The organism is Agrobacterium sp. LR_9, from assembly GCF_041954855.1.
GTDB lineage: Bacteria > Pseudomonadota > Alphaproteobacteria > Rhizobiales > Rhizobiaceae > Agrobacterium > Agrobacterium leguminum.
Map to the genome: position 1 here is coordinate 109,512 of NZ_JAVAYA010000017.1, position 12,446 is coordinate 121,957.

A 12,446-nucleotide genomic window follows, 5' to 3' on the forward strand; every position below is an offset into this window, starting at 1 on the left:
TGGCGGGAATGAAAGCACCGATACATCAGTTACACGCATTCCCGAGAGGCCAGTTCCCGTGACATCCCGCCCGCTCTCCCCGCTCGCCATTTTCGATCTCGACGGCACGCTGGTCGATACCGCCGCCGATCTGGTCTCGAGCCTCAACCACACCATTGCCGCAGCCGGGCTTGCTCCCGTCACCTATGACGACCTGACCCACCTCGTCGGCCAGGGCGCGCGGGTCATGATCAAGCGCGCCTTCGCGCTTCGCGAGAGGGAACTGCCGGAAGCCGAAATCGAGCCGCTCTATGAGCGCTTCATCACCCATTACCGCGCCGAAATGCCGGGTGAAAGCCGCCCCTATCCCGGCATCGTCAACACGCTGGATGCGCTCTCGGAAGCCGGCATCACGCTTGCCGTCTGCACCAACAAGACCGAAATCCTCGCTGTGCCGCTGCTCGAAAAACTGGGGCTGACGCGATATTTCGCCGCCATCACCTGCGGCGATACGTTCGAATTCCGCAAGCCGGATGCCCGCCATATTCTCGGCACCATCGAAAAGGCCGGCGGCGACGTCCAGCGCTCCATCATGGTCGGCGACAGCATCAACGACATTCTCGCGGCAAAGAACGCCGCCGTGCCGTCGATTGGCGTCACTTTCGGTTATTCGGATGTGCCAATGGTTGAACTCGAACCGGATGTCGTGATCGACGATTTCACTGCGCTGACGCCGGCGCTCTTCGAAGAGCTGGTTGCGAAGGGTGCAGCGGCGGCCTGAGAGGCTGGACCAGACAAGTAAAGCGCCAGGGAACGGCGATTCCGACGTCAATGAGAGCTGAACAACCTCTCTTCCGTCATGCCGGACTAGATCCGGCATCCAGCCACGACGCGTCTGCGTCGTGAGAAGACTCTTTCGCGATCAAGGACTTGATCGCGCTGGACCCCGGATCAAGTCCGGGGTGACGGAGTACGGTGTTGCCGTTGACGCCAAATGTAGCAGGCGGACTCCAGCACCAAACAAATTGGGCAGGCCTTTCCTTCAAACAAAAAAGCGCCGTCTCCGGCGCTTTTTCTCTTGATGCAATCCTGATCAGATCGAAGCGGCACGCGCCTTCGTCGTCACGGCGAACGCCTTCTGCACATAGCTGTCGCGGTCATACACATCGTCGAAGAACTGCACCTTGCCGTCCTTGTCCGGCCAGGCGGTGAAATAGGCCACGTAGACCGGAACCTTCTCCGGCACCTGCACGGCGCGGTTCTTGCCGGATGCGATCTGCTCGCCGACCTTGTCGACGCTGGTGCCGAGAACCGCGGCGGCCATGCGGCGCGGATCGACCAGACGGATACAGCCGTGGCTCAGCGCCCGCATGTCGCGGTTGAAAAAGCTCTTGGCAGGCGTGTCATGCATGTAGATGGCATGCGCATTGGGGAACAGGATTTTCAGGTCGCCCAGCGCATTGTCGCTGCTCGGCGGCTGGCGCACGGAAACGGCATTGGTAGAGCCATACCAGTTGACGCTGGTGGAGGAAACGGCACGACCGCCCACCTGCACTTCGTAGCCCAGCCGGTCGAGATAGGACGGATCGCGGCGCAGCTTCGGCAGCATTTCGTTGACGATGATCGACTGCGGCACGCCCCAATAGGGGTTGAACTCCACGGTCTGAATTTCGTCCTGGAAGAAATAGGTCTGGTTGGCCTTGGAGCCGACGACCACCTTCATGCCGAACTGTTCCACGCCATCATTGTGATAATAGGCCATGAAAGCGGGCTGGTTGATGAAGACATAACGCTGGCCGAGATCGGCCGGCAGCCAGCGCACCTGCTCCATCGCCACCTGCACCTTGGCGATCTTCGCGTCATTGCTTTCGCCGACCATGGCGCGCACGGTGGCGCGGCCGATGACGCCGTCGGGCTTCAGACCGTTCTCGCTCTGGAACGCCTTCACCAGATCGACGAGATCGGGCGTATAATCCGGCGTCTGCTGATAACCAGAAATGATCGCCGCATGCTCCGCCTTGAAGGCGGGCGATGCGCGATGTTCGATAGCCTTGACGACATTGGCCATATCAGCGCTGCTGTTGCCGGGCTTCAGCACCAGATCGGCGGGAACGCGGACGACATGCGCCGCATCGCCCTCACCGCGCAGGCGGGCAAGCTCCGCCTTCAGCGCCAGATATTCGGCGCTCGACGGTTCACGGCTGCGCAGATAGGCGGCGACATCGGGGCTCAGGCCCGCAAGCTTCAGCACCGGTGCGAGGTTCACCGTCTTGCGCTTGAAATCGTGATAGCCGGAGAGCCGGTTCGGATCGACACGGCCACGGGCCGTATCCTGCACATAGGCGAGAACCTTGGCGGAAAGGGCCAGTTCGAACTGCATCTGTGCCCGCTGATAGGCGTCGGACACGGGCGCCGAGGCCGTCTCCACCGGCGTATCGGTCGCAGCCGCACCGGAAGTGTTGCTGATGCTGGCCGTCACATCCTTTGCCGGTGGCGAAATGCTGTAATCGGCTGGATCGAGGCCGCTTTCTCCGACCGTCTCGAGAAAGGCGATGACAGCACTGGCGCGCGCGGTCAGCTCGCCTTCCGAAACCCAGAGCGTCTTGCCGCCTGCGCCGTAATAGGTTTCCAGCGCCTTGGCGATCTCGGGGGTGGCGCTGAATTTCAGATTGGCAAGGCCTTCACCGAAATTCGCCGTGTTCACCGCACGGGCCGTATCCGCCTTGTAGTCGTAATAACGCGGGCCGGAAACACGCGGCAGCGGCTCGGGATCGGAAGCATCGGCACTTTGGCCGGCACTCGATCCGGAGGGCGAGGTGACGATGCCGGCCGGCGGCAACTCACCGCGATCGCGCGCGATCTTGCCAGGGCCGCCGCGCAGGAGGTCCATCAGCGTTACCGCACCGGCGCTGCCGGGAAGAGCGGTGGAAACGGAAAGACCGAGAGCCAGCACCAGTGCTGCCGATGTTTTTCCAGATGTGACTTGCAATTTGATCCTCGTAGCACCCAGCACCGCCAGCGAAAGCGGGCATCAGTTTCATGCCTGTCTAGCCGATCGACGGCCCGTTGAAAAGAAAACGTGAAAAGGCCCACAACCGTGCCGAAATGAACCTTATGATACAGCCAAAGCCGTAAAAACGTAATTTCCAGAATTGGCGAGAATGGTTAAATTTCCATTTATTTCATTCACTTTGCCCTGCCCCGCCACACCTTCCGGGCGCCCCGGAAAGCCCGGTTTTCCGGCCATTTCGCGTCGTAGTAAAAATGACACGCTGGCGCCTTTTTCACCCTGCACCGCGCCTTAAGGCGAAATCGCTTTTGCGCGGCGGGAAATATCTGCCTCCGCTGCATTGCAGCGCTTTCATTGCCGGCGCGATGATTCTATATATCGGCCGCGCAAGGCGGGCGAAGGCGCCGTTTTGGCGGAGGAAAACGAGTAAAAAGGCAAGATTGATGACAGCCACACGGACGGAAACCGATACATTTGGACCCATTGAAGTTCAGGCCGATCGCTATTGGGGCGCGCAGGCGCAGCGCTCGCTCGGCAACTTCAAGATCGGCTGGGAAAAGCAGCCCGCCTCTGTCGTTCGTGCGCTGGGCATCGTCAAGCAGGCAGCCGCCCGCGCCAACATGGCGCTGGCAGGCCTCGACCCCAAGGTCGGCGAGGCCATCATCGCCGCCGCGCAGGAAGTCATCGACGGCAAGCTGACCGAGCATTTCCCGCTCGTCGTCTGGCAGACCGGCTCCGGCACCCAGTCCAACATGAACGCCAATGAGGTGATTTCCAACCGCGCAATCGAGATGCTCGGCGGCGAAATGGGCACCAAGAAGCCCGTCCACCCCAATGACCACGTCAATATGAGCCAGTCCTCGAACGACACCTACCCGACGGCGATGCACATCGCCTGCGTGGAAGAGATCGTTCATCACCTGCTGCCGAGCCTCAAGCACCTGCACAAGGCGCTGGAAGCCAAGGTCAAGCAGTTCGAAAAGATCATCAAAATCGGCCGCACCCACACGCAGGATGCAACGCCGCTGACGCTCGGCCAGGAATTCTCCGGTTATGCCGCGCAGGTCGCCTCCGCCATCGCCAATATCGAAACCACCCTGCCCGCGCTCTCCAAGCTCGCCCAGGGCGGCACGGCCGTCGGCACGGGCCTCAACGCTCCCATCGGCTTTGCCGAAAAGGTCGCCGAGGAAATCTCCAAGATCACCGGCCTGCCCTTCGTGACCGCGCCGAACAAGTTCGAGGCGCTCGCCTCGCACGATTCCATGGTCTTCTCCCATGGCGCGATCAATGCGGCTGCGGCTGCACTCTTCAAGATCGCCAACGACATCCGCTTCCTCGGCTCCGGGCCGCGCGCCGGTCTCGGCGAATTGTCGCTGCCGGAAAACGAACCCGGCTCGTCGATCATGCCCGGCAAGGTCAACCCCACCCAGTCGGAAGCGCTGACGCAGGTGTGCGCCCACATCTTCGGCAACAATGCGGCACTGTCGTTTGCCGGTTCGCAGGGCCATTTCGAGCTCAACGTCTATAACCCGATGATGGCCTACAACTTCCTGCAGTCGGTCCAGCTTCTGGGCGACGCGGCCGTCTCCTTCACCGACAATTGCGTCGTCGGTATCGAGGCCCGCGAAGACAATATCAAAAAGGGCGTCGAGAACTCGCTGATGCTGGTGACGGCGCTCAACAGCAAACTCGGCTACGACATTTGCGCCAAGATCGCCAAGACTGCGCACAAGAACGGCACAACCCTGCGCGACGAGGCCGTCGGCGGCGGATACCTCACCAACGAGGAGTTCGACCAGTATGTGCGCCCGGAGAACATGATCGGGCCGAAGTAAGCCTGTTGAATTTTGGTGGAATGCGGAACGGGCCTTCGGGCCCGTTTTTTTTGTTTGAAGTTAGCGGGTCGGACTTAAATGATCGACGCCCCATCTCGAAATGCCATGTTTGTCGCGGCTATCGCATCCACACTCCGTCACCCCGGACTAGATCCGGGGTCCAGCGCGATCAAGTCCTTGATCGCTTTAGACTCGTTCACGGCGCAGACGCGCCGTGGCTGGATGCCGGATCTAGTCCGGCATGACGGAAGAAAGCCATTCGCATAAACAAAAAAGGGCCGCTTTCGCGACCCTCCTCATAATCCTTCAAACCGTCAAACCAGCCGGCTCTGCTCCACCGCCGCTTCGATGAAGCTGGCGAACAGCGGATGCGGGTCGAGCGGGCGGCTCTTCAGTTCCGGGTGGTATTGCACGCCGATGAACCACGGGTGATCGGGATATTCCACCGTTTCCGGCAGGACACCATCCGGAGACATACCCGAGAAGACCAGGCCGCATTCTTCCAGCCGGTCCTTGTAATCCACATTCACCTCATAGCGGTGACGGTGGCGCTCGGAAATATCCGTGGTGCCGTAGATTTCGGCGATCTTGGTGTCTTTCTTCAGCGCCGCCTTGTAGGCGCCGAGACGCATGGTGCCGCCGAGATCGCCCTTGGAGGAACGCTTCTCCAGCTCGTTGCCCTTGACCCATTCGGTCATCAGGCCGACGACCGGCTCGGACGTCGGACCGAATTCGGTGGAGGAGGCATTTTCGATGCCGGCAAGGTGACGGGCCGCTTCCACGACCGCCATCTGCATGCCGAAGCAGATGCCGAAATAGGGCACGTTGCGCTCACGCGCGAACTGCGCCGCCATGATCTTGCCTTCCGAACCGCGCTCGCCGAAGCCGCCCGGCACCAGAATGCCGTTGACCTTTTCGAGATAGGGCGTCGGGTCTTCCTTTTCGAAGACTTCCGACTCGATCCACTCGAGCTTGACCTTGACGCGGTTGGCAAAACCACCGTGATGCAGCGCCTCGATGAGCGACTTATAGGCATCCTTGAGGCCGGTATATTTGCCAACAATCGCAATCGTCACTTCGCCTTCCGGCGTGCGAATGCGGTTGCAGACCTCTTCCCAGGGCTCCAGACGCGGCTTCGGCGCCGGCTCGATTCCGAAAGCGGCCAGCACTTCCGAATCGAGGCCTTCCTTGTGGTAGGCAATCGGAACGTCATAGATATTCGCCACATCCAGCGCCTGGATGACGGCGGAAGGACGCACGTTGCAGAACAGCGAAAGCTTGCGGCGTTCGGCTTCCGGGATTTCCCGGTCGGCGCGCACCAGCAGGATGTCGGGATGAATGCCGAGTGCCTGCAGTTCCTTGACGGAATGCTGGGTCGGCTTCGTCTTCAATTCGCCAGCTGCCGGAATGTAAGGCATCAGCGTCAGGTGAAGATAGATCGCCGTGCCGCGCGGCAGGTCGTTGCCGAGCTGACGGATCGCTTCCATGAACGGCATCGCCTCGATGTCACCCACCGTGCCACCGATCTCGCAGATGACGAAGTCGTAATCGTCATTGCCCTCGATCACGAAATCCTTGATCTCGTTGGTGACATGCGGAATGACCTGAACGGTTGCGCCGAGATAGTCGCCACGCCGTTCCTTGTCGATGATGTTCTTGTAGATGCGACCGGTGGTGATGTTGTCGGTCTTGGTTGCCGAACGCCCCGTGAAGCGCTCGTAGTGACCAAGGTCGAGATCCGTCTCGGCACCGTCATCCGTCACGAACACTTCGCCGTGCTGTGTCGGGCTCATGGTGCCGGGATCGACGTTCAGATAGGGGTCGAGTTTACGAAGCCGCACCCGATAACCACGGGATTGCAACAAAGCTCCGAGTGCTGCCGCAGCGATGCCCTTGCCTAGAGAGGAGACCACGCCGCCTGTGATGAATACATATCGCGCCATGGGATTCACCGGATACCTTTTTACCTCTGATTCCGCCAGCCCAAATTTCATGCTTTCGAAAATTCGCTGTTGACGAATTTGCGATGGGTCACAGGCCGGAATGCGAACAAAAGAAAACCGGCAGGCTTTTGGCCTGCCGGAGCGTTAAATCAAAACCGGGCTTATTGACCGGTCGGAACTGCGTTCGGATCGGCGGGCTGAGCCGGGGCCGGAGCGGCCGTGCCGGAAGCGGCCGGAGCCGGGGTCGTCTGAGCCGGCGCGGCTGCACCATTGGTCGGAACGCCATTTTCAGCCGGAGCGGGCGTCGACGGCGTCGTCGCCGGGCCGAGCGTATCGAGAATGCCGTTACCCTGGCCCTGCGTGGCCGGAATACGGTTCAGAATATCGGTCGGGCGCGATTCATAGCGCGTCAGGAGACCGAGGCCGAGCGAGGTCGCGAAGAACAACGCGGCAAGGATCGCCGTGGTGCGCGTCAGCGCATTGGCCGTTCCGCGCGCGGACATGAAGCCCGAACCGCCGCCGATACCGAGGCCGCCGCCTTCGGAACGCTGGATCAGGACCACGCCGACAAGCGCCAGCACGATCATGAGGTGAATAACAATCAAAACGGTCTGCATGACAATCCATTCCATGCCCCGCGCGGAGCACTACAAAGAAGGTTTCGCGGCTCTTTACATGAGGCGAAGGCTTATTCCAAGCCCCTTTCCCGCCATCTGTAACAGGAAAACCTGTCTCAGGCCGTCAGTTGCTCGTATGCCGCATAGATGGACAGGAAGTCTGAAGCTTTCAAGCTCGCGCCGCCGATCAGCGCGCCATCCACGTTCTCGACGCCCATCAGTTCCAGCGCATTGGCGGGCTTCACCGAGCCGCCATAGAGGATGCGCATTGTCTTGCCGGCGTCGCCGAAGCGCTTGACGAGTTCGTCGCGCATGAAGGCATGGGCCTCGCGCACATCGTCCACGGTGGGTGTCAGACCCGTGCCGATCGCCCAGACGGGCTCATAGGCGATGACGGTATTTTCGGCCGTCGCCTCATCCGGCAGGGAGCCGGCGAGCTGGCGCTTGAGGATGTCGAGCGTCTGGCCCGCCTTGCGCTCATCCGCGGTCTCGCCAATGCAGACGATGGCGATGAGATCGGCCTGATGGGCGGCCACGGCCTTGGCGCGCACCAGATGATCCGTCTCTGCATGGTCGGTACGGCGCTCGGAATGGCCGACGATGACATGGGTGCCGAAGCAGTCGGCGATCATCTCGGCGGAAATATCGCCGGTGTGCGCGCCGGAGGCGTTCTGGTGGCAATCCTGCGCGCCGATCATCAGCGGGCTGTCATCGCACAGCGCCGTTGCCACGTAGAGCAATGTCGAGGGCGGGCAGATCAGCGCATCCACCTTTTCAGACAGTGGGCCCTTGACGCCCTCTGCCATGGCCTTGATCTGATCGAGCGAGGCACGGGTGCCGTTCATCTTCCAGTTTCCGGCAACAAGCGGTCGAACATTCGGCGTCATGCGTATCCCATTCCCTTTGTCTTGAGGCCGCCTGTGGCGGCGCCCCTTCCCTCAGTCGTATCACGGCCCATAATCGCGACAGAAACACTGCCGGAAATCCCGGGATATTCCTTTAAACGGCCCGGGCAATAAATGGTACAAAAAAGCGGCCCGAAGGTTCAAAACGACGGGCAATTTCTAAAAATTTGCCGTTGCTGACCCAAATCGGAGCCTCAGCGGCTCAAAATCCAGTTCAAAACCGCCCGCCAGTCGGTCATGCGCACCGGTGTGCCGTGGCTGCCACTCTCATACCGCGTGAACCGCGCCGGCTCGCCGGCCTTCAGCAAGGAACGGAAGATCGTCGCCTGCTGATCGGCCGAATAGACCTTGTCGGCGCTGCCATGGGTGAACCAGACCGGCTTCTTCGCCCTGGCAAAGGCGCTTTTCGGAAAATCCGGATCGACCGCACCGCCGAGGATCGCCATGCCCTTGAGATTGGCGACGGCAGCCTTGTCACGGCTGATACCGTAGCAGATGAAACTGCCCATGGAGGCACAGGCCAAAATGACAGGCTTGCCGCCCGATTTTTTGGCCGCATCGGCAATCAGCGCCGCAACATCGGCAACGCCGTTTTCATCGAAGGAGCGCACGCTCGGCACATAATAGGTGCCGCCATTGGCCACAGCGAGGTTTTTCAGCCGGTTGAAATTGCCGCCGAACGTATAGTCGTTCATGCCGAGCCGCCGGTCGCCGCCGCGCCCATGAATGAAGATGACCGTGAAGGCCTGCCCGCTTGCCGGCCCGACGCGGCCGACCTCAAGCGCCCTGCCCTCGACGGACATTGTTTCCAGCGCCTGCGCCTTCTTCGGCGTCATATCGACATATTGCCGTTTCACCCGCCGCTCCGGCACCTCGTCGCGGCCATTGATATCGCGCATCTCCTGATAGTCGATGACTTCTGAAGCGCCGCCATCGGCGGTGGAAAGCACCGTCTGGGCGGAAAACAGCTCATCCTTGAACGGCCGCAGCGGGCCCTCGGCGGCAGAGGCTGCGACGGGCATGGCCGCCACAGTCAGGCTGAAAAGAGTACAAAACGTGAAATGAGCTGTGGACATGCCTTGGCTAACCGTTCATTCGTGGCTGCGAGACTTGCCATCGCAAGGCCGGCAGCGCAATCCTCCTGTTGCGAAACCCTGACACAATCGTGGCATAGGATGCGCAGCGCTCGCCCAGGCGAACCCCGGTTCAATCGGACGGGAACCGCGTTTGGCGTTATGATTGACGCTATTGGCATAATGATTCGCATGGCGAAATTCTGACACACGCTTTTGAACTTTGGACATGATGGACGACAGCAACGATCTCTTCTCCGGTCTTCCGGCAGCACGAAACAGCGATACGGAAACGAACGAGGACGCCGCAAAGACGCCGGTGACCGCGGCCGCCAACGCGAATGTGCAGCCGAAACCCGCAGCCGTTGCGGCCGTCACGCCGCCCGCCCCCGCATCACCATCCGGTGACGACTACGGCGCGTCCTCGATCCGCGTGCTCGAAGGGCTGGAGCCGGTGCGCATGCGTCCCGGCATGTATATTGGCGGCACCGATGAGAAGGCGCTGCACCATCTCTTTGCCGAAGTCATCGACAACTCCATGGACGAGGCCGTCGCCGGCCACGCCAATTTCATCGAGGTTCACCTCGACGCCGAAGGTTTCCTGACGGTCACCGACAATGGCCGCGGCATTCCGGTGGAAAACCACCCGCAGGTGCCAGGCAAATCGACGCTCGAAGTCATCATGACCAAGCTGCATGCCGGCGGCAAGTTCGATGGCAAGGCCTATGAGACATCGGGCGGCCTGCACGGCGTCGGTGTTTCCGTGGTCAATGCGCTGTCCGATCTTCTCGAAGTGGAAGTGGCCCGTAACCGCAAGCTTTACCGCCAGCGTTTCTCGCGCGGCCTGCCGATCGGTCCGCTGGAAGAGCTGGGCGACGTGCACAATCGCCGCGGTACCCGCGTGCGTTTCCATCCTGATCCGCAGATCTTCGGCGACCACGCGAAATTCGAACCGGCCCGCATCTTCCGCATGGCCCGGTCCAAGGCCTATCTCTTCGGCGGCGTTGAAATCCGCTGGAGCTGTGATCCCGGCATGGTGCCGGCCGGCGGTGAAATCCCCGAAAAGGCCGTGTTCCATTTCCCAGGCGGCCTGAAGGATTATCTTGCCGCCACGCTCGGCAAGGAATTCACCGTCACCCGCGAGATTTTCTCCGGCCGCACGGAAAAGACCGGCGGCCACGGCGCGCTGGAATGGGCCGTCACCTGGTATGGCGGCGATACGCAGATTCATTCCTATTGCAACACCATTCCGACGCCCGAAGGCGGCACGCATGAGGCCGGCCTGCGCATCGCGCTCACCAAGGGCCTGAAGAATTATGCGGACCTGACGCAGAACAAGCGCGCCAAGGACATCACCACCGATGACGTGATGATCTCCGCCGCCGGCATGCTCTCCGTCTTCATCCGCGAGCCGGAATTCGTCGGCCAGACCAAGGACAAGCTCGCAACCGTCGAGGCCCAGCGCATCGTCGAAAACGCGCTGCGCGATCCCTTCGACCATTATCTCGCCGGCAATCCGGGCGAAGCGGCGAAGCTGCTCGACTGGGTGATCGAGCGCGCCGAAGAGCGCCTGCGCCGCCGCAAGGAAAAGGAAGTCAACCGCAAGACCGCCGTGCGCAAGCTGCGCCTGCCCGGCAAGCTGGCGGATTGCGCCCAGAACACCGCAGAAGGGGCTGAGCTTTTCATCGTCGAGGGCGACTCGGCCGGCGGCTCGGCCAAGCAGGCGCGCAACCGCGCCAACCAGGCCATCCTGCCGCTGCGCGGCAAAATCCTGAACGTCGGCAGCGCCAGCCGCGAAAAACTCTCCGCCAACCAGCAGATCGCCGATCTCATCCAGGCGCTCGGCTGCGGCACGCGCACCAAGTACCGCGAAGAGGACCTGCGTTATGAGCGCATCATCATCATGACCGATGCCGACGTCGACGGTGCCCATATCGCCTCGCTGCTCATCACCTTCTTCTATCAGGAAATGCCGGAACTCATTCGCGGCAATCACCTCTATCTGGCAGTGCCGCCACTCTACGTCATTCGCCAGGGCGCCAAGAGCGCCTATGCCCGCGACGACGCCCACCGCGCCGAGCTGATGGAAACCGTCTTCAAGGGCAAGAAGGTCGAAATCGGCCGCTTCAAAGGCCTCGGCGAGATGATGGCCCAGCAGCTGAAGGAAACCACCATGGATCCCGAAAAGCGCACCCTGCTGCGCGTCGAGATCGACGACGTGGATTTCGAAGGCACCCGCGAGGCCGTCGACAACCTGATGGGCACCAAGGCCGATGCCCGCTTCCGTTTCATTCAGGAACGGGCGGCATTCGCTGATAATCTGGATATCTGATGGGAAACCGATCTAAGTATTGACCAAAAGGCGTTAGATCTGGCCATTTTGGAAGCTAAAACTGGCCAAACCACATTCTACTGTTTCCGGGTGCTGAAAGGTGTCCGGAAAATTCCTTAGGGAACAAAACAGGAATCAACTAAACAGGCGCGGTGTTCGAGTATGGCAGACGCAGTGATTGCAAATTGGGACGGGCACGACTATCAGGCTCGGTTCTTCTGGATACATGCTTCAGGCCTTCGCAATCCGGAGACCCCGCATGTCATCGAGGTCTCGTACGAGACCGATGGCCCAAAGGGCTTCGATGATGTCGTCGTGCGGTACAGCCCGGGCCAAGCTGGACGCCGTTCATTTAGGGTGGAGACTGCCCACCACCAGGTGAAGTTCCACGTCAATCAGGCGGGTCGGTTCGGCTACGAAGATTTGGTCAATCCGGAGTTCATCGGCGCAACGGCGTTTTCGATTTTGCAACGCCTGAAAGAAGCGGTTGAGAAGGCGCCGCCGAACTCGACGTTCACGCTCGTGACGACTGACCGGGTGCGAGACGACGATCCCTTGTCCAAACTTCTTAGGACAGCCGACAAGGCTCTGGACACCGATAAGCTTGCGGTCGGAAAAACCGAGAAAAGCGAGATGGGAGCGGTCCGTGCACTCTGGCGCAAGCATCTCAACCTCGACACCGACGAGGAGCTCTACGCCATCCTAGACACCTTCCATATCATGGAAGGCTACCACTCTCTTCAGGATATGAG

8 protein-coding genes and 1 pseudogene are annotated in these 12,446 nt (G+C 60.8%); 4 read left to right on the plus strand and 5 right to left on the minus strand.

The window, feature by feature from the left end; genetic code table 11:
* Nucleotides 1–58 precede the first annotated feature (58 nt).
* Nucleotides 59–760, plus strand: coding sequence for a phosphoglycolate phosphatase (locus tag RAC79_RS18900; protein ID WP_065654994.1), 702 nt, complete (start codon nt 59–61; stop codon nt 758–760).
* Between the two features lie 312 nt (nt 761–1,072).
* On the opposite strand, the gene RAC79_RS18905 is transcribed toward RAC79_RS18900, so the two are convergent.
* Nucleotides 1,073–2,932: a murein L,D-transpeptidase gene (locus RAC79_RS18905; RefSeq protein WP_161988002.1), complete on the minus strand. Its 1,860-nt coding sequence runs from the start codon at nt 2,930–2,932 to the stop codon at nt 1,073–1,075.
* Between the two features lie 500 nt (nt 2,933–3,432).
* Between RAC79_RS18905 and fumC the strand changes: the two genes are divergently transcribed.
* On the plus strand, nt 3,433–4,824 hold the full coding sequence (fumC, locus tag RAC79_RS18910; protein ID WP_080857020.1) for a class II fumarate hydratase: 1,392 nt from the start codon (nt 3,433–3,435) through the stop codon (nt 4,822–4,824).
* A gap of 314 nt (nt 4,825–5,138) precedes the next feature.
* On the opposite strand, the gene RAC79_RS18915 is transcribed toward fumC, so the two are convergent.
* From RAC79_RS18915 to RAC79_RS18930, 4 genes are all read right to left on the minus strand, one after another.
* Nucleotides 5,139–6,767: a CTP synthase gene (locus RAC79_RS18915; RefSeq protein ID WP_059760448.1), complete on the minus strand. Its 1,629-nt coding sequence runs from the start codon at nt 6,765–6,767 to the stop codon at nt 5,139–5,141.
* Nucleotides 6,768–6,928: 161 nt separating this feature from the next.
* The gene (gene secG / locus RAC79_RS18920) at nt 6,929–7,384 is read right to left on the minus strand and encodes a preprotein translocase subunit SecG (protein ID WP_003524802.1); all 456 of its coding nucleotides are present in this window, start codon (nt 7,382–7,384) and stop codon (nt 6,929–6,931) included.
* Between the two features lie 116 nt (nt 7,385–7,500).
* Complete coding sequence (gene tpiA, locus RAC79_RS18925) at nt 7,501–8,271, minus strand: triose-phosphate isomerase (protein WP_080856395.1); 771 nt, start codon at nt 8,269–8,271, stop codon at nt 7,501–7,503.
* Between the two features lie 212 nt (nt 8,272–8,483).
* Complete coding sequence (locus RAC79_RS18930; protein ID WP_065654990.1) at nt 8,484–9,365, minus strand: alpha/beta fold hydrolase; 882 nt, start codon at nt 9,363–9,365, stop codon at nt 8,484–8,486.
* Between the two features lie 226 nt (nt 9,366–9,591).
* On the opposite strand from RAC79_RS18930, the gene parE reads away from it, so the two are divergent.
* Entirely contained in the window at nt 9,592–11,694 is a 2,103-nt protein-coding gene (gene parE / locus RAC79_RS18935) for a DNA topoisomerase IV subunit B (protein ID WP_142846356.1), read from the plus strand.
* A 162-nt stretch (nt 11,695–11,856) separates the two neighbouring features.
* A pseudogene (locus tag RAC79_RS18940) lies at nt 11,857–12,446 on the plus strand (hypothetical protein); the annotation flags it as partial.